Here is a 21,792-nt window from a genome sequence, read left to right as displayed (position 1 = left end):
CGACGGTATCCCTCGACGCGCGCGAGCGTGCGCGAATTGCTGCACAACCGCGGCGCGCCGTGTGCAAACACGGCCGCTCGCGGCAAGAAGGGGAGGTGAGCTACAGGTACTGGCCCAGGTTGGACTCGGTGTCGATCGCCCGGCTGGCCGACGAGCTCTTACCGGTGACCAACGTGCGGATGTAGACGATCCGCTCGCCCTTCTTACCCGAGATCCGTGCCCAGTCATCGGGATTGGTGGTGTTGGGCAGGTCCTCGTTCTCGGCGAACTCGTCGACGATCGAGTCCAGCAGATGCTGGATCCGCAGCCCCTTGCTGCCGGTCTCCAGCACCGACTTGATCGCGTACTTCTTGGCCCGGTCGACGACGTTCTGGATCATCGCACCGGAGTTGAAGTCCTTGAAGTACATGACCTCTTTGTCGCCGTTGGCGTAAGTCACCTCAAGGAAGCGGTTGTCGTCGATCTCGGCGTACATCCGGTCGACGACCTTCTCGATCATCGCCTTGATCGTCAGCGAGCGGTCCCCGTCGAACTCCGCGAGGTCGTCCTCGTTGACCGGCAGTTCTTCGGTGAGGTACTTGCTGAAGATGTCTTGGGCCGCTTCGGCATCCGGACGCTCGATCTTGATCTTGACGTCCAGGCGGCCGGGCCGCAGGATCGCCGGATCGATCATGTCCTCGCGGTTGGAGGCACCGATGACGATGACGTTCTCCAAGCCCTCGACGCCGTCGATCTCCGAAAGCAGCTGCGGCACAACCGTCGTCTCCACATCGGAGCTCACACCGGTGCCACGGGTACGGAAGATCGAGTCCATCTCGTCGAAGAACACGATCACCGGGGTGCCTTCGGACGCCTTCTCCCGCGCGCGCTGGAAGATCAGCCGGATGTGACGCTCGGTCTCACCGACGAACTTGTTCAGCAGCTCCGGACCCTTGATGTTGAGGAAGTAGCTCTTCGCCTCGCGGGCGTCGTCGCCACGCACCTCGGCCATCTTCTTGGCCAGCGAGTTGGCCACGGCCTTGGCGATCAGCGTCTTGCCGCAACCGGGCGGACCGTAGAGCAGCACACCCTTGGGCGGGCGCAGCGAGTACTCCCGGTACAGCTCCTTGTGCAGGAACGGCAGTTCGACGGCGTCGCGGATCTGCTCGATCTGGCGGCCCAGGCCGCCGATGTCGTTGTAGCTGACGTCGGGCACCTCTTCGAGCACGAGGTCCTCGACCTCGGCCTTGGGGATGCGCTCGAACGCGTATCCGGCCTTGGTGTCGACCAGCAGCGAGTCCCCCGGACGCAGCTTGCGGGGACGGCTGTCGTCGTTCAGGTCGTCGTCGTAGCGCTCCGGCAGGTCCTCGGCGGCGACAAGCGGCTCGGCAAGCCAGACGATGCGCTCCTCGTCGGCGTGCCCGACCACCAGCGCGCGGTGTCCGTCGGACAGGATCTCGCGCAGTGTGCTGATCTCGCCGACCGCCTCGAAGTTGCCGGCCTCCACGACCGTCAGGGCCTCGTTGAGGCGGACGGTCTGGCCCTGCTTGAGCGACTTGGTGTCGATGTTCGGCGAGCACGTCAGCCGCATCTTGCGCCCGGACGTGAACACGTCGACGGTTTCGTCGTCCTGGACACCAAGCAGTACGCCGTATCCGCTCGGCGGCTGGCCCAGGCGGTCGACCTCTTCGCGCAACGCGAGCAGCTGCTGGCGGGCCTCCTTGAGGGTCTCCATCAGCTTGGTGTTGCGGGCGGCGAGGGAGTCGATGCGCGCCTCGAGCTGATGAACATCTCGGGCGCTGCGCAACCCACTCTGGGGCCCGACCGCGTTCTCCAACTGCTCTCGCAAGACGACAGCCTCCCGGCGGAGCTCCTCGAGCTCGGCCGCGTCCTCACTGGACAGGCCGGATCCTCGGGCGTCAAAACCCTCTGCGAAAGCGTCAGAACGGTCTGATTCACTCATATTGCGCCCCTCCCCGCACCGAAAGTTGGTGCAGTAACAACTTCAAAGCTACCGGCGATTCAGCCTTTGTGTGCGGTGTAGCAATTCGACACACCTGCACCACTGTTAACCTCTCTGATGTGTTGGTCCGATCGAAAGGAAAATCGTGCCCCTGAAAGCCCTCGTTACCGGCGTTGCAGCGGTTGCTGTTGTCGGCGGTGCTGCGGCAGGTGTGACGTCCATTGCATCCTCCAACGTAGCCGCCGCACCGACCGTCACCCCGGTTGTTTGGGACATCCCGATGCCGCAGGCCCCGGCTCCCGAACTCGAAGGCGCGCTTCTGCAGACGCTGCAGGCGCTCGGCACGTCCGGCACGGCCGCCAGCAAAGCGCCGTACATCCAGGGTGGCATCGGGCGCATCGAGAGCCGCGTTGCCGACACCAAGCTCCGTGAGGCGGCCGCCGAAGGCAAGTTCCCGTTGAGCTTCTCGGTGGCGAACATCGACCAGAACGGCCCCGTCGTGTCGGCCGATGTCACCGCGACCGCCGCCACCGGCGGCACGGCCAGCCAGAACATCCAGTTCGTGCCCGGCCCGAGCCCGACCGGCTGGCAGATGGCCAAGCAGTCGCTGATGGCGCTGCTGTCCGCCGTCGGCTAGGAGCCCGGTGCGCCGCACCAACCGTTTCGCAGTCCTGAGCGCCGTCGCGTTTGCGGCGGCGCTCGGGCTTTGCGGATGTGGCGCCGACGAACCGGCAACCGAATCCCCCGCGGCGACCGAGCCGCCGGCCGCGACGTCGCCGACGGTGCAGCCGCCGGACCCGGGGGCGACGAGCGCACCCCTGCCGCCTCCCGAGGCGCTAACCGACGTGCTGGCGCGCATCGCCGACGCCAACGTTCCCGGGGCCGAGAAGCTCCACCTGATCGAGGACGCCACCGCGGCCGACGGTGAATCGATGGACAAGTTCGCCGTCGCGCTGCGAGACGGCGGCTACGCACCGGCGACGTTCGAGGCGAAGGATCTGACGTGGTCCGACGGCGCCGACGGTGTCGTTCAGGCGATCGTCACCGTGCGGACCGCCAACCCGACGGCGGGCGAGTTCACGTTCCCGATGCAGTTCCGCTTCGCCGACAACCATTGGCAGCTGACCCGTTCGACGACCGACGCGCTGTTGCAGCTCGGTCCGGCCCCAACGCCGACACCGACGCCGACGCCGACACCGACGCCGTGAGCCGCCGATGTGGATCGGTTGGCTCGAATTCGACCTGCTGCTCGGCGACGTGCGCTCGCTCAAGCAGAAGCGCTCGGCGATCCGGCCGGTGATCGCCGAACTGCATCGCCGATTCGCCCTCTCGGCCGCCGAAACCGGCGCCCAGGAACTGCACCGGCGGGCCAACGTCGGGGTGGCTCTGGTGGCCGCCGACCGTGGGCATGTCGTCGAGGTGCTCGACGCCGCTGAACGTCTGGTGGCCGCGCGCCCGGAGTTCGAGCTGCTGTCGGCCCGGCGCGGGTTGCGGCGCAGCACCGACGACTGACAATCGCGCCTTGACCCGTTAATCGCCAGGTGCGTGGTATCAACCCCGCAAAGGTCAGGTGCCGAGTTGTCGTTTACGCCGCAGCGGCATCGGCGCCACCGCGCCCGGCGCCAGCTTGCGCGCGCAGACCAAGAACGCCGTATGGCCGCGCATCGTGTGTTGCGGGCGCACCGCCAGACCGACGACGTGCCAGTAGCGCTGCATGCTCTCCCAGGCCCGAGGCTCGGTCCAGCACTGCTGCTCGCGCAGCGCCTCGACCACTCGCGACAACTGCGTGACGGTCGCGACGTAGACCATCAGCACGCCTCCGGCGACCAGTGCACCAGCGACCGTGTCCAAGACCTCCCAGGGAGCGAGCATGTCAAGGACGACGCGGTCGACCTCCGGACCGCTGTAGGTGGTCAGGTCGGCGACCACGAGCTCCCAGTTCGCCGGGGCCTCACCGAAAAAGGTCGCGACATTGCGCTCGGCGTGGTGAGCGTGGTCCTCGCGGACCTCGTAGGAGATCACCCGTCCCTCGGGGCCGACGGCCCGCAGCAGCGAGCACGTCAGCGCGCCGGAGCCGGCACCGGCCTCCAACACCCGGGCGCCGGGGAAGATGTCGCCCTCGTGCACGATCTGGGCGGCGTCCTTGGGGTAGACGACCTGGGCGCCGCGCGGCATCGACATCACGTAGTCGACGAGCAGCGGCCGCAGCACCAGAAACTGGTCGCCGTTGGTGGATTTGACCACACTGCCCTCGGGCAGCCCGATCACGGAGTCGAGGGCGATGACGCCGCGATGGGTGTGGAACTCCCCGCCGGGCGTCAACAGCATCGTGTAGTGACGACCCTTGGCGTCGGTGAGCTGCACCCGATCGCCGACGGCGAACGGACCGGTCCTTGGCACAGTCGTTCAGCCTGCCAGTAGACGCGCCGCCGTGGGTACCGGGGTTGTCGGACACCGGTCTTAGGCTGGCGCTATGAACGACCGGAGCGAGCAGAAGCTGCGGCGCCCGGCGCTGTCGCCCTCACGGGCCGCCGACTTCAAGCAGTGCCCGCTGCTGTACCGCTTCCGCGCGATCGACCGGCTGCCCGAGCCGTCGTCCGCCGCCCAGGTCCGCGGTTCGGTGGTGCACGCGGCGCTCGAGCAGCTGTACGCGCTGCCGGCCGCCCAGCGCCGTCCGGAAACTGCGATGACGCTTGTCGAGCCGGCCTGGGACCGCATCGTCGCCGACCACCCTGACATCGCCGACGAGTTCGCCCCCGAGGTGCGGACCACGCTGCTGATGGAGGCGCGCGACCTGCTGGCCGGCTACTACCGGCTCGAGGATCCCACCCGCTTCGACCCGCAGAGTTGTGAACAGCGCGTCGAGGTCGAACTCGCGGACGGGACGCTGCTGCGCGGCTTCGTCGATCGCATCGACGTCGCCCCGACGGGTGAGCTGCGGGTGGTCGACTACAAGACCGGCAAGGCGCCGCCCGAGGCGCGGGCGCTCGCGGAGTTCAAGGCCATGTTCCAGATGAAGTTCTACGCGGTGGCGCTGCGCTCGCGTGGCGTGCTGCCTGCGCGGCTGCGGCTGCTGTACCTGGCCGACGGTCAGATCCTCGACTACACCCCGGACCTCGACGAACTGATGAGGTTCGAGAAGACCCTGACCGCCATCTGGCGGGCAATCCAGAACGCCGGAGCCACCGGTGATTTCCGCCCGAAGCCGTCGGCGATGTGCGACTGGTGCGCCCACCATGCGCACTGCCCGGTGTTCGGCGGCACCCCGCCGCCGTATCCGGGTTGGCCGGATTCACCCGACGAGGGATCGCCGACCGCCGAGGACATTGTGCTGCGGGCTGCGGAGCCTGCGGCGTGATCGCCCGAAGGCGACCACGAGCGAGGATCGCAGCGCAGCGAGGACCGGAACGAGCGGGAGCCGAGGCATGATCGAGTGCCACTACCGCCGTGTCGGCACCGACGACGAATTCGAGGTCTTCGAGTCCACAGACGGCACCCGCAGCAACTGGAATCCCGCAATCCAGCACGGCTCACCGCCGTTGGCGCTGATGACCAAACGCATCGAGGAGCTGGCCGGCGACTCGGGACTGCGCATCGGACGCTTGACTCTGGACATCCTGGGGGCGATACCGGTCGAGCAGCTGTGGGTCCGGGCTTGGGTCGAACGCCCAGGCGCGCGAATCTCGCTGATGGCCGCCGAGATGCTCCACACCCGGCCCGACGGCACACGGCGCGCGGTGGCCCGCGTGACGGCATGGCTGTTGGCGACCAGCGACACCGCCGACGCGGCTACCGACCGCTATCCCCCACTCATCGAGGGCACCGCCGTGGAGGTGCCGCACGGCTGGGTCGGCGCGAAAGGCTACCTGGAGACGGTGAGCTGGCGTCGCCAACCCGAGACCGGACAGACCGGACACGTGGTGTGGATGAGTCCGCTTGTCGCGCTTGTCGATTCGGAGCCGACAACCGCGCTGCAGCGGCTCACGATGGTCGTGGACAGCGCCAACGGTGCAGGCGCGGCGTTGGACCCGGAGTCGTTCGTGTTCATGAACACGGACACCGCCGTGCATCTTCACCGCCTGCCAACGGGTGACGACTTCGCGGTTCGTGCCCGTGGCTCGATCGGCCCTGACGGCATCGGAGTGACCACGGCCGAACTCTTCGATCGGCAGGGCTTCATCGGCACCTCGGCGCAGACCCTGCTGGTGCAACGCCGCCCGTGACCGTCGACCTCCGGTGGCAGTTCGACCTCGTGTGGGCGTTGGCCGACCTGCACTTGGCCTCACTCACCGATGACGACTTCCTCTGGGAGCCCACGGAGGTGACGTGGACGGTGCGGCCGGATGCGGGCGGTGTGTGGCATGCGGACTGGTCGGACACCGAACCGCGGCCCATCCCCGTACCGACGATCGCGTGGCTTACGTGGCACGTCGACTGGTGGTGGTCGAGCGCGATCAATCACCTGACCGGCGAAGCACCGCGGGAGCCCCGCGACGTCACGTGGCCGGGTGAGGGCGCCGCCGTCGTCGCCCGACTGCGTCACCTCGCCGACCGCTGGCGAAAGGTGTTGGCCGGCGTCGACCCGAACGCCCCCTCGGCGTACCCGTGGGGCGAGGACTCGGGCCACACCGTCGCGCACACCGCGCTGTGGGTGAACGTCGAATTGACCAAGAACACCGCCGAGATCGGCCAGTTGCGCCTGATACGCGCGGCACAGAGGTCGAAGGTCGGGTAGTTCTACCTACCCCCGCCGTCGGCTGCGCCTGCAGGCTGGCGGCATGGACACACCTACCACCTCGCGGACCACCGCCGCCTACTTCCTGCAAGCCGCAATCGCTTTCGGCGTCAGCCTGCTCGGACTGGTCGGCGGGATCTTGTTCCTTCCCCTCGACTCCTGGCAGCGGCTGTTCCTGGGCATGACGGCGCTGTTTCTGGTCACCAGTTCGTTCACCCTGGCCAAGGTGATCCGCGACCAACAAGAAGCCGCCACCATCCGGGTGAGGCTCGACGAGGCCCGGCTCGAGAAACTGATCGCCGAATACAACCCACTCAGCGCGAGCTGAGCAATATGTGCTTGCGTCTATATAGACAAACTGTAATACTAGCCGCATGGACGTCTTCGAAGCGGTCGCCGAGCCGAGTCGTCGCGCACTGCTCGACCAGCTCGTCGACGGTGAACGCACCGCGGGTGAACTGGTCGCGAGCCTGCCGGGGCTGACCCAGCCGACGGTGTCCCGGCATCTGCGGGTGCTGCGGGAAGTCGGACTGGTGGAGGTGCGGCCCGACGCGCAGCGCCGCATCTATGCGCTTCGCGCCGACGGACTGATGGCAATCGACGACTGGATCGCGCGTTACCGCCGCATCTGGACCGACCATCTCGACGCACTGGAGCGTCATCTGGAAGCAAGGCACGGGAGCGGCGATGAATGACCGCAACGGCCGGTTGACCATCGACGGCGAGCGCGCCGTCCTGACGTTCGAACGCCGGCTGCCCTTTCCGATCGAGGCGGTCTGGTCCGCGATCGCCGACCCCGAGGAACGCCGAGAGTGGTTCGGCGCGACGACGATCGAACCGCGGCAAGGCGGGACAATCGAGATGGTGCCCATCGGACCGCCGCTACCTCCGGACCGGATGCGCATGACCGGGCGCATTCTGGTGTGGGATCCGCCGCACGTCCTCGAACACGAGTGGCGTCAGCCCATCGTCGAGGACAGCACCGTGCGCTACGAACTGACTCCAGACGGCACCGGCACCCTGCTGAAGTTCACCCATCGGGGACTAGGCGTGCGTAACGCCGGCGGGTTCCTCGGCGGAACCCACGCCTATCTGGACCGGCTGCAGGCATACCTGGAGCACGCACCGCTGCCGGACTGGCTGCGCAGACGCGCAGAGATCAACAGCACGCAGACAGGATGAGTTGACATGACGCACAATGGATCTGACATCGCCGCACCTGCCGTCGCAGTTGCCTACCACTCTGGATTCGGGCACACCGCGACACTCGCCGAAGCGGTGGCCGCGGGAGCGCGCGAGGCGGGCGCGGTCGTGGCAACGGTCGCCGTCGACCGGATGACCGACGCCGACTGGGACGTTCTGGATTCGGCCGACGGCATCGTGTTCGGGAGCGCGACCTATATGGGCAACGTGTCCGCGGCGTTCCAGGGCTTCGCCGAGTTGACCGGGCGGCGTTGCTTCACCGGCGCGTGGCGCGACAAGGTCGCGGCCGGGTTCACCAATTCCGGCGGTAAGAGCGGCGACAAGTTGAACACGTTGGTGTCGCTGGCGGTGTTCGCCGCGCAGCACCACATGCACTGGGTCAGCCTCGGTCTGCCTCCGGGCTGGAACCATTCGGAGGCGAGCGAGAACGACCTCAACCGGCTCGGCTTCTTCCTCGGCGCCGGCGCGCAGACGGACGTCGACGCCGATCCCGAGGGGGTCCACCAAGCCGACGTCGCCACCCACCGGCACCTCGGTCACCGGTTCGCCTTGGTGACACGGCAATTCATCGTCGGCCGCTCGGTCACTGCAGCTGCGTCATCTCCTGCGGCCTCGTAGGCTACGCCCGGTCACCGCGTGGAAATGCAGTGAAGAACACGTACGAGGGGTCCTGCTCGTCCATGCGCCCCTCGGCCAGCTTGCCGGACACCGGGTTCTTGACATCGGTCGCGAGCGGCGACGAGAACTCGTGTGTCCAGTCGGCCACGCATTTGCGGTGGGCGAACTTCCACCGACCTTCGTGCTTTGAATAGCGGTCGAGATAACGGCCACCGGTGATCAGCACATACCCGACACCAGCACGCTCGGCGCGGTGGTAGGCGACCACGTAGACCTCTCCTTCGGCGGTATCGGGTCCGGTGATCCGGATGAGGTGATTCGTGACGTTGTGCTGGAGCGCTGCCAGTCCCCCGAGTAAGGCTCCGATCGAGTCGATGAACTCCTGGGCGGTGTCTGTGGCGTTGAAGCCGTGCTCGTCGCGGGCGCCTCGTTCGTACAGCGTTGCGGCCAGCGCGACGTCACCGCGATCCATTGCGCGGCAGTACTGAAGAACGAGATCGCGGATCTCGTCCTTGGCGATCAGTGCATCGAGATTCGGCAACGCGGTGGGCATGCGTCGACGATATTCGATCGTCGACACGTTTCGGTCAGTTGATGCGGCCGATGATCACATGGGAGATATCGGAGGCGATCCGTTCGGCATCCGGTAAAGCCATTACCGAGACTTCAGACAGGATCGCTGATTTCACGACTAAAACGAACGCCCAGCCGCCGGTGCTGTTGGTGTACACCGCGGTATCGAGATCGCGATGCGCGACGGTGCCGCTGTAGCCGGGAATGTTCAACCCGACGCACTCGGTCATTGTTGCGACACGACGGTCGAACACGTTGCGTGCCTCGACTTCGCTCGGGTAGACCGCGATGGTTTGCAAGGTGGATGCCACCACGGTCACCGTCGAGGGAGCGACGGCGGGACCCGGCGCCCTCGTGCGCGGCCGACCGCTGACCAACTCACCGTTGTCGGCGATCGATCGAAACCGGATCCAGGTGTCTCCGAACGCGACCCGTTGGTCCGCGAGCGCCTGACAAGGCCCGTCGGGCACATACGTGTCGGCAGCGGGTCGGTCGGTATCGACGTCGCGTGTGAATCCGTCGAATCCGCTGATCTGCTTCACTTCGTCGAGGCTGAGAGGGAGCCGGTCGACGGCGTCATCAGCGCCAGGTTCGGTGTGACGTTGGCACGCGAGCGTACCCAGCGCCATGACGCATCCGACAGCAACCATCTTCGGCATCAAGTCGGCGTTGCCTTTCCGGCAGCGGTTGACGGATATCTGCCCACTGGCCAGGCTACCCAGCCGTCACGTCAGCGGCGTCATCTCCTGCAGCATCGTAGGCACCAGCTCGCTGACCGTCGGATGGATGTGCATCGTGCGCGAGATCGCGGTGTAGGGAACCCCAGCGGTCATGATGTCGAGGATCGAGTGGATAACCTCGTCACCGCCGACGCCGAGGATCGCCGCACCCAGAATCTGCTCGGTCTCGGCGTCGACGACGACTTTCATGAAGCCCTTCGTCTCCCCTTTTTCCACCGCGCGGCCGACCCGTGTCATCGGACGCTTGCCGACCAACGCCTTTCGACCCGACTCGCGCACCTGCGCCTCGGTCAGACCAGCGCGTCCCAGCGGCGGGTCGATGTAAAGCGCATACGTCGTGATGCGGTCGCTGACCCGGCGCGGGTCGTCATCGAGCAGGTTCGCCGCGACGATCTCGAAGTCGTTGTACGACGTGTGCGTGAAAGCCCCCTTGCCGTTGCAGTCGCCCATGGCCCAGATGTGTTCGACGTTGGTGCGCAATTGATCGTCGACGACGATGTAACCGCGCGCGTCGGTTTCGACCCCGGCATTCTCGAGCCCCAGGTCGTCGGTGTTGGGGGTGCGCCCGACCGCGATCAGCAGATGGGTTCCTGCGATGGGTGCCGCACCGTCGCTCGGGATGACCTCGAAACCGCTGTCGGTCTTGGTGAATTGGATCGCGTCGGCGTCGAGGACTATATCGATTTCCTCGGCCTCCAGGATGTCTTTGACCGCGGCCGAGACGTCCTCGTCCTCACGCGAGGTCAGCCGCGGCCCCTTCTCGATCACGGTGACCCCGGCCCCGAAGCGGCGGTACATCTGCGCGAACTCCAGAGCGATATAGCTGCCGCCGATGATGACGAGATGTTCGGGCACCGTGTCGAGTTCGAGAATGCCGACGTTGGTCAGGTAGTCGATATCCGCCAGCCCGGGCATGTCGGGTGCGACGGCGCGACCGCCGACGTTGAGGAAGATCCTGTCCGCGTGCAGCACTCGGTCGTGGACGTGGATCGTGTGCGGATCGGAGAAGCGTGCGTGGCCGCGGATGAACGTGCATCCATCCATGCCTTCGAGCCAGGACTCGACGCCGTCGCGGTCATCGAGCACGATCTTGTCCTTGCGCGCCTTGACCTTTGTCATGTCGACGCCGATATCGCCTGTACTGACACCGTATTCGGCGCCGCGGCGGGCCAGATGGGCGGCGTGCGCGCTGGCGACCAGGGTCTTGGTCGGGATACATCCGTAGTTCACGCACGTCCCGCCGACGAGTTTGCGTTCGATCACCGCGACCTTCTGCCCTGCCTGCGTGAGCCGGCCCGCCAATGGTGGCCCGGCCTGCCCCGCACCGACGATGATCGCGTCGAATCGTTCTGTCACTTCAGCCATTTCAAACGGCATCCGTTCACACCAGGCTGACGAGGAATACGATCAGGAAGCCGCCACCCACCGCGACGATGTCTTCGAGGATCGCGCCAGGGCGGTCCTGGCCGTTGCGCAGGTCGGCGAACCGCTGACGTGCCGCCGCGCCGCCCATCGTGCCGAGCACCGCGCCGATGACACCCGCGCCGAGCGCACTGAACGTGTGAAAGTACGCACTGCCGATCACCGCGCCGGCGAAGGCGCCCGTGATGAGACGCGTCGCGAACTGGGGAGTCGTCTTACGGCTGGGGGTTTTCGGCAGCTGATCGGTGACCAGCTCGACGAGCAGGAAGATGGTCAACACGGTGACGGTGATCGGATGCGCCATCCACTCCGACCATTTCCCGTCCACGTCGATCCACCCCAGCAGCGCGCCCCAGGACACCACCGCCGGTGCGGTGAGTGCGCGCAGGCCGGCGATGACGCCGATCAACAGTGCGAGTACCAGAATCAGGACCTGCGTCATGGCGACCTCCGGCCGGTGTTATGGACCTCCGGACGCTAACACGCAGGCCGGAAGGGTTCGCGCTGAATCACAGGCGACAGAATCGGATGTCAGAAGCCAGGATCGCCTTGGCGCCGATGGCGGCGAGTTCGTCCATGATCTTGTTGACGTCGCGGCGGGGCACCAGAGCGCGCACCGCCACCCACGCCGGGTCGGCGAGCGGAGCGATCGTGGGCGACTCGAGACCGGGGGTCACCGCGACCGCACGGTCGAGAACGCTGCGCGGGCAGTCGTAATCGAGCATCAGGTACTGCTGGCCGCGAACCACACCCTGCACACGGGCCACCAATTGGGCACCGGTGGGGCTGTCCGGCGCACCGTCCCGCTCGATCAGCACCGCTTCGGAGTCACACAGGGAATCGCCGAACGCCACCAGGTTGTGCAGTCCCAGTGTTCGTCCGGAGCCCACCACATCGGCGATCGCGTCGGCGACGCCGAGCTGCACGGAGATCTCCACGGCGCCGTCGAGCCGGATCACCGTCGCCTCGATGCCATGCGCGGCCAGGTCTTTTCGCACCAGGTTCGGGAACGCGGTCGCGATCCGCTTTCCCGCGAGATCCTCGACCCTCCAATCGCGCCCGGCCGGGGCGGCATACCGGAACGACGACGAGCCGAAGCCCAGCGCCAACCGCTCCCGCACCGGCGCATCCGATTCCGCGGCCAGATCGCGGCCGGTGATCCCGAAGTCGAGTTGCCCCGAACCGACATAGATCGCAATGTCCTTGGGGCGCAGGAAGAAGAACTCGACATTGTTGGCCGGGTCGACGACCGTCAGGTCTTTTTGGTCGGTGCGGCGCCGGTAGCCGGCTTCGGACAGGACCTCGCTCGCAGGTTCGGAGAGTGTGCCCTTGTTGGGGACGGCGACGCGAAGAGCAGACATCGGCGATGAGCCTCTCGGGCGAAGAGCAGACATCGGCGATGAGCCTCTCGGGCGAAGAGCAGACATCAGAGCTTCTCGTAGACTTCGTCGAGGGTGAGGCCGCGCGAGAGCATCAGCACCTGCGTCCAGTACAGGAGCTGGCTGATCTCCTCGGCGAGCGCGTCATCGCTCTCGTGTTCAGCCGCCAGCCACACCTCGCCGGCCTCCTCGAGGATCTTCTTGCCGATCCCGTGCACGCCGCCGTCCAGTGCGGCGACGGTGCCGCTACCGGCGGGGCGGGTCCGGGCGCGTTCGCTGAGCTCAGCGAACAGGGCGTCGAAGGTCTTCACGGCACGCGATTGTGTCACGCTCGCACCCGCCGGGTCACGCCGGTTTGCCCGACCCCGGTCACGTACGCGCCATGTGCAGTGCGGCGCGGTGGCTGAACAACAGCGACGCCCCGATCGGGTTTCCCCCGCCGGGGTAGGTCTCTCCCGAGACGGCCGCCATCGTGTTCCCCGCCGCATACAGCCCCGCGATCGGCCGGTCGGAGACGTCCAGGACGCGGGCGTCGGTGTCGGTGCGCAGCCCGCCCTTGGTGCCGAGGTCGGATACGCCGAACGCCGCCGCGCGGTAGGGCGGGGTGTCGATCGGCACCAGCGGCGATGCGCCGCCGGTGAAGGCCCGGTCGAACGATTCGCGGCCGCGACCGAAGTCCTCGTCGACGCCGGACGCCGCGAACTCGTTGAAGCGGCGAACGGTGTCTTCCAACTGCGTTGCCGGAACACCGATCTGATCGGCGAGCCCGGCCAGGGTGTCGGCCTGCACCCACAGACCCTCGGCGAAGTACTGCTCGGTCGGCGAGAAGGAGACGTTGGTGGCCATCACGGGCGGCTGCTCGCCGGTTCGGCTGTCGTAGACCATCCAGTACCGCGACCCGACCGTGCCGTCGCGCATCGCGCGCAGGATCGCGCGGCCCAACCGGTCGTAGGGCGCCGACTCGTTGGCGAAGCGGCGGCCGGAACGGTCGACGAAGATGCCGCCGGTGAAGCACAACGCGAAAGCGGCGCGGCCGTCCGGATGGATCAGCCCCGGCGACCACCACGCCTGGTCCATCAGGTCCACGTCGGCCCCGACAGCGATCGCCGCCCGATGGGCCGATCCGGTGTTGGCCGGGGCGCCCATGGTGTCGCGGGCGCTTCCCGGGACGCCGAATTCGGCCCGCATGTCGGCGTTCTGTTCGAAACCGCCCGTGGCGAGCAGCACGCCGCGCCGCGCGGTGATCGTGCGGCGCTCGCCATTGTGCTCTACGACCGCTCCGACGATGCGACCTGCCTCGACGACCAACTCAACGAGGCTGGTGGACAGATGGGCCGTCACCGCCGGGTTGTCGGCCATCGCCCACAGGAACCGTCCGACCAGCGCCCGCCCGCCGGTGAGCAGGTCGGGCCGCGGCGCCCCGAGGCGCTCATGGTCCAGCGGCCCACGAACCAGGCCCGCGAACCGGCCGAGACGCTCGTCGGGCACCGCCTTGGAGACGATGTGGCGCATGCCGTCCGTGCGGGCGCCTGCCACCGAACTGTAGTAGTCGGGCCACGACAGGATCTTGAACGCGAAGTGCTCGTCGCGTTCAAGGTAGTCGATCAGCGCGGCACCGCCGCGGACGTAGGTCTCCTGAAGAGCCGCGGGTGTGCGGTCGCCGACGACCTCGCGGTAGTAACGCAGCGCGTCGGAGATCGTGTCGTCACATCCGGCGCGGGTGAGCACCGCATTGCACGGGTACCACATGCCGCCGCCCCCGGAATAGGCGAAGGTGCCGCCGAACCGGTCGCTCGCCTCCACGATCGCGACCGAGAGCCCTTCCCGCGCAGCGGTATAGGCTCCGGCCAGTGCCCCGGCAGAGCCGGCGACGAGGACGTCGACCGACTCGTCGATGCCGCTCAGACGGTTTCCTGCTGCGAAGCGACCTCGTTGCCCATGTCCTCGAGGTGTTTGCCCTTGGTCTCGGCGACGAATTTCCACACGAACAGGAACGACAGCACCGCGCAGATGGCGTAGAAGCCGTAGGCGATGCCGAGCGAGAAGTCACCGAGTGCGGGGAACGACGCGGTGATCGCACAGTTGGCGAGCCACTGCGCTGCGGCGGCCAGACCCAGCGCGGCGCCGCGGATGCGGTTCGGGAACATCTCACCGAGCAGCACCCAGACCACCGGACCCCACGACATACCGAACGAGACCACGAAGAGGTTTGCGGCCACCAGCGCAATCGGACCGGCGATTCCGTCCAGGCTCGGCTGGCCGTCGACCACCGGTGCCGTGCCGAAGATGACCGCCATCGTGCCGAGGGTGATGGCCATGCCCGTCGACCCGATCAACAACAACGGCTTGCGTCCGACCTTGTCGATCAGCGCGATGGCGATCAGCGTGGTGACGATGTTGGTCACCGACGTGATCACGGTGATTAGGAACGCCTGCTGCTCCCCGAAGCCGACGGCCTCCCACAGCACGTTCGAGTAGTAGAAGATCACGTTGATGCCGACGAACTGCTGGAACACCGACAGCAGCACACCCACCCAGACGATGCCGTAGAGCCCACCGGTCGGCTTACGCAGATCGCGCCACGACGGCGGCTTCTCCGACTTCAGCGATTCCTTGATGCGCGTGATCGTCAGCTCGAGGTTCTTCTCCCCCAGCAATTTCGTCAGCACCCGCCGCGCCTCCGGAATCCGGTACGTGGCAACGAGATAACGTGGTGATTCGGGGATTGTGAACGCCAGAACGCCGTAGACCACGGCGGGCACCGCCATAACGACTAACATCCAGCGCCAGGCCGCCATCCCCAGCCAGAGTTCCTCGCGCGACCCGCCCGCGAGGCGGGCCAGCAGTGCATCGATCGCCAGCGAGATGAAAATGCCCGAGACGATAGCCAGCTGCTGCAACGAGCCCAACCTGCCGCGGATCCGCGGCGGCGATGTTTCGGCGATATAGGCCGGTGCGATGACCGAAGCCACGCCGACGCCGATGCCACCCACGATGCGGAAGATCGTGAACATCCAGATGTTGGTCGCCAGGCCGGTGCCGAAAGCGCTGATGAAGAACAGCAGCGCGGCGATCTTCATCACTGACAGCCGTCCGATCTTGTCGGCTAGCCGACCGCCGGCAAGCGCACCCACCGCGGCGCCGATCAGGGCCGCCGCAACGGCCACGCCCGTCACCGCCTTGCTGATCTGGAAGTGGTCCTCGACCGCCGCGACCGCGCCGTTGATGACCGCGCTGTCATAGCCGAACAGAAGGCCGCCGAGCGCGGCGACGGACGCGATGAGAACGACGCGGCCGCTGTGCTCGGACTCCTCGTAATCCACAGCTGTCGAGGAGTCACCTGCGGGTCCGTGAGTCATGTGAGACCTTTCCACAGCGGGTGATGGACGTCACATTCAATCACAGGCCGGTGCTCAGGCGGGGCGTTCTCCCGGCCTGGTCACCAGTTCGGAATGGACCTGGTGAAGGTCCGCGGCACGCAACCCGGCGAGTGAGGAAACGTGGTGTCGACGTGGCCCCTTGGGCACCGCTACGTCGTTGGGCACCACCAGCACCGGGCATCCGGCACGTTCGGCGGCCGCCGAGCCGGTGACGGAGTCTTCGACTGCCAGACACGCCACCGGATCGAAACCCAGCAGTGTGGCGGCGCGTTCGTATACGTCGGGTGCGGGTTTGCCGCGGGCAACCTCGTCACCGCAGACGGTCACCGAAAAGTAGTGCGCACCAATGCTGTTCAGTGCCTTGCCGGTCAGTGCACGCAGGGTGTTCGTGACGAGCGCCATCGGGATTTCTTCTGCGGCAAGCTCATCGAGCAATTCTCGGGCACCGTCACACCACGGCAGGCCGCCGTCGAACAGCTCGGCGGTGTAGTCGTGCAGCCATCGGTTCGATTCGGCCATCGCGCGCGGATCCTGCTCGAGGCCGAGGTCGGTGTACACGGTCCGAATGGTGTCCTCGGCCGAGCCGCCGACCAACGCCTCGCGCACCCGTGGGGTCAGTTCACCGCCCAGTTCGGTGTAGAGCGCCGCCAGCGAGATGTCCCACAGCTTTTCGGAATCGACAAGGGTGCCATCCATATCGAAGAGGACGGCGCGCATGTCCGGATTGTGTCACGCCCGCCGCGTACGGTGAAAATCATGAGCATTCTCGTGACCGGCGCCACAGGGAACATCGGCCGACGCATCGTCGACCACCTGATTGACCTCGGTTGCAACGATATCCGTGCGCTGACCAAGAATCCTGCCAAGGCCAATCTGCCCGACGACGTGATGGCTGTTACGGGGTACCTGGGCGATCCCGATACGCTCTCGGCCGCTCTCGATGGAGTGGACAGGATGTATCTCGCACCGCTGCCATCAACGCTCGACACCACGCTCGACCTCGTCAACCAGGCCGATGTCGAGTATGTGGTCGCCCTGTCGGGCGCGGGCGATTGGCAGGAGCACGCCGACAAAATCACGGCATCCGGACTCGTCAACACGCAACTCGGCCCGGGTGAGTTCACCGACAACTTCGCCATCTGGGCCGAACAGATCAAGGTGGCCCGCGTGGTGCGCGATCCGTATCCGTCGGTGGTCGAGTCACCGATCTCGATGGACGACATCGCCCGGGTGGCCGCAAAGCTGCTCGCCGACCCCGACGGGTCGCACTACGGAAAGATGTATCCCATCACCGGCCCCCGGTCGCTGACGCGCACCGATATCGCCCAGCAGATCGGCGTCGGTATCGGTGTCGACGTCACGTTCGAAGAATGCAGCCGTGCCGAGGGCGAAGCGGCGTTGCGCCCGGCCATGGGTGAGTACGCGCGCTGGTATCTCGACGAGATCGAGAAGGGGGTTGACGCACCCCAGTCGGCCAACAATTTCGTCGCCGAACTCACCGGGAAACCGGCCGAATCCGTTGCCCAGTGGGCGGCGCGCAACGCCGAACTGTTCCGTTAGCGCGGCAGGTGGTGAGGTAAATCCGCCTTTCGGCGCAGCCGCCTCCACCTCACCCGAGGTGAGGTTCAGTCCTCCGGGTTGTAGCCGAGGTTGGGCCCGAGCCAGCGCTCGGCCTCCTTCAGCGTCCAACCCTTGCGCTTGGCGTAGTCGGCGACCTGGTCCTGCGCCAGCCGGCCGACCACGAAGTACTGCGACTGCGGGTGCGAGAAGTACCAACCGCTGACCGCGGCCCCCGGCCACATCGCCATCGAATCGGTCAGCTCGATGCCGGTGCGCTTCGTGACGTCCAGCAGGTTGAACAGTGTTGCCTTCTCGGTGTGCTCCGGGCAGGCCGGATAACCGGGCGCCGGACGGATGCCCACGTACTTCTCGCCGATGAGCGCCTCGTTGTCCAGCTGCTCGTCGGGCTGGTATCCCCAGAACTCCTTGCGGACCCGTTGGTGCATCCGCTCGGCGAACGCCTCGGCGAGCCGGTCGGCGACCGACTCCAGCAGGATCGCGCTGTAATCGTCCATCGCCGCCTTGAACTCCATGATCTTGTCCTGGCTGCCGAGCCCCGCGGTGACGGCGAAGCCGCCGACGTAATCGGCCAGACCGGTGTCTTTGGGTGCGACGAAGTCGCCGAGCGACCGGTTCGGGATGCCCTCGCGGTGTTCACCCTGCTGGCGCAGGTTGTGCAGCGTGGTCAGCACCTCGGAACGGGTGTCGTCGGTGTAGAGCTCGATGTCGTCGCCGACCGCGTTCGCCGGGAAGAAGCCGATCACCCCGTTGGCAGTCAGCCACTTCTCCTTGATCAGGGTGTCGAGCATCTCCTGGGCGTCGTCGTAAAGCTTGCGGGCCGCCTCCCCCGTGGCCGGGTTGTTGAGGATGTCGGGAAATCGACCCTTCATCTCCCAGGCGTTGAAGAACGGCTGCCAGTCGATGTACTCGCGCAGCTCGGCGAGGTCGTAGTCACCGAACTCGCGCACCCCGAGCCCCTGAGCGGGCACCGGTGGCGTGTAGCCGTCCCACTCGATCGGCGTCCGGTTCGCGCGGGCCTTCTCCAGCGTCAGCATCGGCCGGTCGTTCTTCTGCGCGTGCCGTTCACGCAGGGATGCGTAGTCCTTCTCGGTGGCCTCGAGCAGACCCGGCCGCTGTTTGTCATCGAGCAGCGCGGCGGCCACCGGAACCGAGCGGGACGCGTCCTTGACCCAGACCACCGGACCGCTGCGGCGCGGCGAGATCTTCACCGCCGTGTGCGCGCGCGAAGTGGTCGCACCGCCGATGAGCAGCGGGATCTCCAGCCCTGCACGTTCCATCTCGACGGCGAAGTTGGACATCTCGTCCAGCGACGGGGTGATCAGGCCGGACAGCCCGACGATGTCGGCGTCGTGCTCCTTCACCGCGTCCAGAATCTTCTGTGCGGGCACCATCACCCCGAGGTCGATCACCTCGAAGTTGTTGCACTGCAAGACAACCCCGACGATGTTCTTGCCGATGTCGTGGACGTCGCCCTTGACGGTCGCCATCACGATCGTGCCGTTGGTGTCCTTGGAACCCGTCGTGCCGGCCTCCTCCTTCTCCGCCTCGATGAACGGCAGTAGGTAGGCGACGGCCTTCTTCATCACCCGGGCAGACTTCACGACCTGGGGCAGGAACATCTTGCCCGAGCCGAACAGGTCGCCGACGACGTTCATACCGTCCATCAGCGGACCCTCGATCACCTCGATCGGTCGCCCGCCGGCGTCGGCGATCTCGACCCGCAGTTCCTCGGTGTCGTCCTCGACGTGGGCGTCGATGCCCTTTACCAGCGCGTGCGTGATCCGCTCGCGGACCGGTAGGGACCGCCACTCCGCTGCCGCCGGGTCGTCGGCCTTGTCCTTGGTGTTGAACCGCTCCGCGATCTCGAGCAGCCGTTCGGCAGCATCCTCGCGACGGTTCAGCACGACATCCTCGATGCGTTCCCGCAGTTCGGAGTCGATCGAGTCATAGGGCACCAGCGCGCCTGCGTTGACGATGCCCATGTCCAGGCCCGCCTTGATGGCGTGGAAGAGGAACACCGCGTGGATCGCCTCGCGGACCGGGTTGTTGCCGCGGAACGAGAACGAGACATTCGAGATGCCGCCGGACAGGTGCACCCCGGGCAGATTCTCCTTGATCCAGGCGCACGCCTCGATGAAGTCGATCCCGTAGGTCGCATGCTCCTCGATGCCGGTGGCCAGCGCGAAGCAGTTCGGATCGAAGATGATGTCCTCGGCGGGGAAGCCGACCTCTTCGGTCAGGACCCGGTAGGCCCGACCGCAGATCTCTTTGCGGCGCTCCAGGTTGTCGGCCTGCCCCTCCTCGTCGAAGGCCATCACGACGACGGCGGCGCCGTACTTGCGGCACAGCCGGGCCTCGCGGATGAACTTCTCCTCGCCCTCCTTCAGGGAGATCGAGTTGACGATCGGCTTGCCCTGCACGTTCTTCAGGCCGGCCTCGATGACCTCCCATTTGGAGGAGTCGATCATCACCGGCACACGGCTGATGTCGGGTTCGGACGCGATCAGCCTGGTGAATCGGTCCATCGCGGCGACGCCGTCGATCATGCCCTCGTCCATGTTGATGTCGATGACCTGCGCACCGACCTCGACCTGCTGCAGGGCCACCGACAGCGCGGTGTCGTAGTCCTCGGCCTTGATGAGGTTGCGGAACCGGGCCGAGCCGGTGATGTTGGTGCGCTCACCGATGTTGACGAACAGGGTGTCGTCGTCGATGTTGAGCGGTTCCAGACCCGACAGCCGGGTCGCCACCGGGATCTCGGGCACCTGGCGCGGCGGCATGCCCTCGACGGCCTCGGCGATCTTGGCGATGTGCGCGGGCGTCGTTCCGCAGCATCCGCCGACCAGGTTGACGAAGCCCGCCTCGGCGAAGTCGGCGACGTAGCCGGCCTGGCGCTCGGGGGTTTCGTCGTACTCGGCAAACGCGTTGGGCAGCCCGGCGTTCGGGTAGCAGGAGACGAACGTGTCCGCGATCCGCGACATCTCGGCGATGTAAGGCCTCATCTCGGGTGCACCGAGCGCGCAGTTGAGGCCGATCGCGAGCGGCTTGGCGTGCCTGACCGAGTTCCAGAACGCCTCGGTGACCTGGCCGGACAGCGTCCGCCCGGAAGCGTCGGTGATGGTGCCCGAGATGACGACGGGCCAGCGGCGGCCGCGCTCCTCGAACAGCGTCTCGATAGCGAACACGGCGGCTTTGGCGTTGAGCGTGTCGAAGATCGTCTCGACCAGGATGATGTCGGCACCACCGTCGACCAGCCCGTTGGCGGCTTCGAGGTAGGCGTCGACCAACCGGTCGTAGGTGACGTTGCGCGCGCCGGGGTCGTTGACGTCCGGCGAGATCGAGGCGGTCCGGGTGGTCGGTCCCAGCGCTCCGGCGACAAAGCGGGGCCGGTCACCGGTGCCGACCTCGTCGCAGGCCTTCCGCGCCAGCGCCGCACCGGCGTAGTTCACCTCGTAGCTGAGCTGTTCCATGCCGTAGTCGGAGAGCGAGATCGCGTTCGCGTTGAAGGTATTGGTCTCGATGATGTCGGCGCCGGCGTCGAGGTACTCGCGGTGGATCGCCTCGATGATCTGCGGCTGGGTCAGGTTGAGCAGGTCGTTGTTGCCCTGCACATCGCTCGGCCAGTCCTTGAACCGCTCGCCGCGGTATCCGGCCTCGTCGGGCCGGTCTCGCTGGATCGCCGTGCCCATCGCGCCGTCGATGACCATGATCCGCTGACCGAGTGTCACGGTCAGTTCGTCGGTGCAGTCGGGGCGGATGTTCGGCGTGAGAGTGTTCGACTCAACGGCAGTCATGCGCGCTCCTTCCCGTGGGGAAGGCGTCCTTGAGTCTGCCGAGCGTGGCGGATAACGGTAAAGACCGGAATCCGTTGCAACGCCTCTCGACAGGCAAAGTCTACGTTGTCATCCAAACGATTCTGGGACGCCCGCCTTGACGTGGCGATCGGTCCGACCCGCACGGCGACGCGCACCCATGAGCGAACGCCGGCGCACCTTGTCGGCACTGTCGTCGACACCATGGTTAACCAGATTGCAGCCGTGCGTATTTCGTCTTGACTGGAAGCCGGGTGCACATCCCACGGCCACCGTTCACGAGGGCGTCGAGCAAATCGGTGGTGTACGCGCGATCCTTCAGATCAGCCACGAATCCAGGGTAGTCGGCGAATCAAGTCAGCACGTGTGGCGATGGCGCTCCTACCCGCCTCAGAGGGCTTACGCTG

The 21,792-nt window shown here is 66.5% G+C and carries 24 protein-coding genes; 11 read left to right on the top strand and 13 right to left on the bottom strand.

Translation table 11 applies throughout. The annotated features are described in order from the left end of the window. Positions 1 to 100: 100 nt before the first annotated feature. Positions 101 to 1,942 carry a proteasome ATPase gene (gene arc / locus AAHH99_RS23400; RefSeq protein ID WP_418770852.1) on the bottom strand — a complete coding sequence of 614 codons (1,842 nt, stop codon included), beginning with the start codon at positions 1,940 to 1,942 and terminating at the stop codon, positions 101 to 103. A gap of 145 nt (positions 1,943 to 2,087) precedes the next feature. On the opposite strand from arc, the gene AAHH99_RS23395 reads away from it, so the two are divergent. The 3 genes from AAHH99_RS23395 to AAHH99_RS23385 are packed head-to-tail and all read left to right on the top strand — an operon-like array spanning position 2,088 to position 3,454. Beyond that, the gene (locus AAHH99_RS23395) at positions 2,088 to 2,579 is read left to right on the top strand and encodes a hypothetical protein (protein WP_418770851.1); all 492 of its coding nucleotides are present in this window, start codon (positions 2,088 to 2,090) and stop codon (positions 2,577 to 2,579) included. A gap of 7 nt (positions 2,580 to 2,586) precedes the next feature. Beyond that, positions 2,587 to 3,150: a hypothetical protein gene (locus AAHH99_RS23390; RefSeq protein WP_418770850.1), complete on the top strand. Its 564-nt coding sequence runs from the start codon at positions 2,587 to 2,589 to the stop codon at positions 3,148 to 3,150. 7 nt (positions 3,151 to 3,157) lie between these two features. Further along, positions 3,158 to 3,454, top strand: coding sequence for a DUF503 domain-containing protein (locus AAHH99_RS23385; RefSeq protein ID WP_064393948.1), 297 nt, complete (start codon positions 3,158 to 3,160; stop codon positions 3,452 to 3,454). Positions 3,455 to 3,508: 54 nt separating this feature from the next. On the opposite strand, the gene AAHH99_RS23380 is transcribed toward AAHH99_RS23385, so the two are convergent. Continuing rightward, a complete protein-coding gene (locus AAHH99_RS23380) occupies positions 3,509 to 4,342 on the bottom strand; it encodes a tRNA (adenine-N1)-methyltransferase (RefSeq protein ID WP_418770849.1) in 834 nt (277 codons plus the stop codon). Between the two features lie 73 nt (positions 4,343 to 4,415). Between AAHH99_RS23380 and AAHH99_RS23375 the strand changes: the two genes are divergently transcribed. The 7 genes from AAHH99_RS23375 to AAHH99_RS23345 all read left to right on the top strand — a co-directional run bounded on the left by AAHH99_RS23375 (position 4,416) and on the right by AAHH99_RS23345 (position 8,498). Then, the gene (locus AAHH99_RS23375; RefSeq protein ID WP_418770848.1) at positions 4,416 to 5,300 is read left to right on the top strand and encodes a RecB family exonuclease; all 885 of its coding nucleotides are present in this window, start codon (positions 4,416 to 4,418) and stop codon (positions 5,298 to 5,300) included. Positions 5,301 to 5,367: 67 nt separating this feature from the next. Then, entirely contained in the window at positions 5,368 to 6,165 is a 798-nt protein-coding gene (locus tag AAHH99_RS23370) for a thioesterase family protein (protein WP_418770847.1), read from the top strand. Next, positions 6,162 to 6,677: a DinB family protein gene (locus tag AAHH99_RS23365; protein WP_418770846.1), complete on the top strand. Its 516-nt coding sequence runs from the start codon at positions 6,162 to 6,164 to the stop codon at positions 6,675 to 6,677. The genes AAHH99_RS23370 and AAHH99_RS23365 overlap by 4 nt, the downstream gene beginning before the upstream one ends. A gap of 43 nt (positions 6,678 to 6,720) precedes the next feature. Then, on the top strand, positions 6,721 to 7,005 hold the full coding sequence (locus AAHH99_RS23360; protein ID WP_418770845.1) for a YiaA/YiaB family inner membrane protein: 285 nt from the start codon (positions 6,721 to 6,723) through the stop codon (positions 7,003 to 7,005). Between the two features lie 46 nt (positions 7,006 to 7,051). After that, positions 7,052 to 7,372 carry an ArsR/SmtB family transcription factor gene (locus AAHH99_RS23355; RefSeq protein WP_418770844.1) on the top strand — a complete coding sequence of 107 codons (321 nt, stop codon included), beginning with the start codon at positions 7,052 to 7,054 and terminating at the stop codon, positions 7,370 to 7,372. Beyond that, positions 7,365 to 7,859 (top strand): SRPBCC family protein, encoded by a 495-nt coding sequence (locus AAHH99_RS23350; RefSeq protein WP_418770843.1) that lies wholly within the window; start codon positions 7,365 to 7,367, stop codon positions 7,857 to 7,859. The genes AAHH99_RS23355 and AAHH99_RS23350 overlap by 8 nt, the downstream gene beginning before the upstream one ends. Before the next feature lie 6 nt (positions 7,860 to 7,865). Next, positions 7,866 to 8,498 carry a flavodoxin family protein gene (locus AAHH99_RS23345; protein WP_418770842.1) on the top strand — a complete coding sequence of 211 codons (633 nt, stop codon included), beginning with the start codon at positions 7,866 to 7,868 and terminating at the stop codon, positions 8,496 to 8,498. A gap of 1 nt (position 8,499) precedes the next feature. Here the strand turns inward: AAHH99_RS23345 and AAHH99_RS23340 are convergent, their stop codons facing one another. From AAHH99_RS23340 to AAHH99_RS23300, 9 genes are all read right to left on the bottom strand, one after another. Next, positions 8,500 to 9,051 carry a nuclear transport factor 2 family protein gene (locus tag AAHH99_RS23340; RefSeq protein ID WP_418770841.1) on the bottom strand — a complete coding sequence of 184 codons (552 nt, stop codon included), beginning with the start codon at positions 9,049 to 9,051 and terminating at the stop codon, positions 8,500 to 8,502. A 34-nt stretch (positions 9,052 to 9,085) separates the two neighbouring features. Beyond that, positions 9,086 to 9,700 (bottom strand): sensor domain-containing protein, encoded by a 615-nt coding sequence (locus AAHH99_RS23335; RefSeq protein WP_418770840.1) that lies wholly within the window; start codon positions 9,698 to 9,700, stop codon positions 9,086 to 9,088. 96 nt (positions 9,701 to 9,796) lie between these two features. Next, positions 9,797 to 11,167 carry an FAD-containing oxidoreductase gene (locus tag AAHH99_RS23330; protein WP_418770839.1) on the bottom strand — a complete coding sequence of 457 codons (1,371 nt, stop codon included), beginning with the start codon at positions 11,165 to 11,167 and terminating at the stop codon, positions 9,797 to 9,799. Between the two features lie 25 nt (positions 11,168 to 11,192). Continuing rightward, positions 11,193 to 11,675: a DUF4126 family protein gene (locus tag AAHH99_RS23325; protein ID WP_066842662.1), complete on the bottom strand. Its 483-nt coding sequence runs from the start codon at positions 11,673 to 11,675 to the stop codon at positions 11,193 to 11,195. A 67-nt stretch (positions 11,676 to 11,742) separates the two neighbouring features. Beyond that, complete coding sequence (gene hisG / locus AAHH99_RS23320) at positions 11,743 to 12,594, bottom strand: ATP phosphoribosyltransferase (RefSeq protein ID WP_418770838.1); 852 nt, start codon at positions 12,592 to 12,594, stop codon at positions 11,743 to 11,745. 65 nt (positions 12,595 to 12,659) lie between these two features. After that, positions 12,660 to 12,941: a phosphoribosyl-ATP diphosphatase gene (locus tag AAHH99_RS23315; protein ID WP_418770837.1), complete on the bottom strand. Its 282-nt coding sequence runs from the start codon at positions 12,939 to 12,941 to the stop codon at positions 12,660 to 12,662. Between the two features lie 40 nt (positions 12,942 to 12,981). After that, complete coding sequence (locus AAHH99_RS23310) at positions 12,982 to 14,517, bottom strand: FAD-binding protein (RefSeq protein WP_418771111.1); 1,536 nt, start codon at positions 14,515 to 14,517, stop codon at positions 12,982 to 12,984. Then, positions 14,514 to 15,971 (bottom strand): sugar porter family MFS transporter, encoded by a 1,458-nt coding sequence (locus tag AAHH99_RS23305; protein ID WP_418770836.1) that lies wholly within the window; start codon positions 15,969 to 15,971, stop codon positions 14,514 to 14,516. The genes AAHH99_RS23310 and AAHH99_RS23305 overlap by 4 nt, the downstream gene beginning before the upstream one ends. A 54-nt stretch (positions 15,972 to 16,025) precedes the next feature. Beyond that, a complete protein-coding gene (locus tag AAHH99_RS23300; RefSeq protein ID WP_418770835.1) occupies positions 16,026 to 16,709 on the bottom strand; it encodes an HAD family hydrolase in 684 nt (227 codons plus the stop codon). Positions 16,710 to 16,748: 39 nt separating this feature from the next. On the opposite strand from AAHH99_RS23300, the gene AAHH99_RS23295 reads away from it, so the two are divergent. After that, entirely contained in the window at positions 16,749 to 17,552 is an 804-nt protein-coding gene (locus AAHH99_RS23295) for an SDR family oxidoreductase (RefSeq protein ID WP_418770834.1), read from the top strand. Positions 17,553 to 17,617: 65 nt separating this feature from the next. Here AAHH99_RS23295 and metH read toward each other — a convergent pair whose 3' ends face one another. Beyond that, the gene (gene metH, locus AAHH99_RS23290) at positions 17,618 to 21,367 is read right to left on the bottom strand and encodes a methionine synthase (protein ID WP_418770833.1); all 3,750 of its coding nucleotides are present in this window, start codon (positions 21,365 to 21,367) and stop codon (positions 17,618 to 17,620) included. Between the two features lie 226 nt (positions 21,368 to 21,593). Next, positions 21,594 to 21,716 (bottom strand): hypothetical protein, encoded by a 123-nt coding sequence (locus AAHH99_RS23285; RefSeq protein ID WP_418770832.1) that lies wholly within the window; start codon positions 21,714 to 21,716, stop codon positions 21,594 to 21,596. Between the last annotated feature and the right edge of the window lie 76 nt (positions 21,717 to 21,792).

This window comes from Mycobacterium neumannii, from assembly GCF_048452905.1.
GTDB lineage: Bacteria > Actinomycetota > Actinomycetes > Mycobacteriales > Mycobacteriaceae > Mycobacterium > Mycobacterium neumannii_B.
The sequence above is the reverse complement of the archived record's forward strand: the minus strand, read 5'-3'. Positions and strand labels throughout refer to the sequence as shown.

Bases quoted from the DNA above. Each gene is read 5' to 3' on its own strand.
- arc (WP_418770852.1), bottom strand. From the start codon at position 1,942: ATGAGTGAATCAGACCGTTCTGACGCTTTCGCAGAGGGTTTTGACGCC.
- AAHH99_RS23385 (WP_064393948.1), top strand. From the start codon at position 3,158: ATGTGGATCGGTTGGCTCGAATTCGACCTGCTGCTCGGCGACGTGCGC.
- AAHH99_RS23375 (WP_418770848.1), top strand. From the start codon at position 4,416: ATGAACGACCGGAGCGAGCAGAAGCTGCGGCGCCCGGCGCTGTCGCCC.
- AAHH99_RS23370 (WP_418770847.1), top strand. From the start codon at position 5,368: ATGATCGAGTGCCACTACCGCCGTGTCGGCACCGACGACGAATTCGAG.
- AAHH99_RS23360 (WP_418770845.1), top strand. From the start codon at position 6,721: ATGGACACACCTACCACCTCGCGGACCACCGCCGCCTACTTCCTGCAA.
- AAHH99_RS23355 (WP_418770844.1), top strand. From the start codon at position 7,052: ATGGACGTCTTCGAAGCGGTCGCCGAGCCGAGTCGTCGCGCACTGCTC.
- AAHH99_RS23350 (WP_418770843.1), top strand. From the start codon at position 7,365: ATGAATGACCGCAACGGCCGGTTGACCATCGACGGCGAGCGCGCCGTC.
- AAHH99_RS23345 (WP_418770842.1), top strand. From the start codon at position 7,866: ATGACGCACAATGGATCTGACATCGCCGCACCTGCCGTCGCAGTTGCC.
- AAHH99_RS23340 (WP_418770841.1), bottom strand. From the start codon at position 9,051: ATGCCCACCGCGTTGCCGAATCTCGATGCACTGATCGCCAAGGACGAG.
- AAHH99_RS23335 (WP_418770840.1), bottom strand. From the start codon at position 9,700: ATGGCGCTGGGTACGCTCGCGTGCCAACGTCACACCGAACCTGGCGCT.
- AAHH99_RS23325 (WP_066842662.1), bottom strand. From the start codon at position 11,675: ATGACGCAGGTCCTGATTCTGGTACTCGCACTGTTGATCGGCGTCATC.
- hisG (WP_418770838.1), bottom strand. From the start codon at position 12,594: ATGTCTGCTCTTCGCGTCGCCGTCCCCAACAAGGGCACACTCTCCGAA.
- AAHH99_RS23305 (WP_418770836.1), bottom strand. From the start codon at position 15,971: ATGACTCACGGACCCGCAGGTGACTCCTCGACAGCTGTGGATTACGAG.
- AAHH99_RS23300 (WP_418770835.1), bottom strand. From the start codon at position 16,709: ATGCGCGCCGTCCTCTTCGATATGGATGGCACCCTTGTCGATTCCGAA.
- AAHH99_RS23295 (WP_418770834.1), top strand. From the start codon at position 16,749: ATGAGCATTCTCGTGACCGGCGCCACAGGGAACATCGGCCGACGCATC.
- metH (WP_418770833.1), bottom strand. From the start codon at position 21,367: ATGACTGCCGTTGAGTCGAACACTCTCACGCCGAACATCCGCCCCGAC.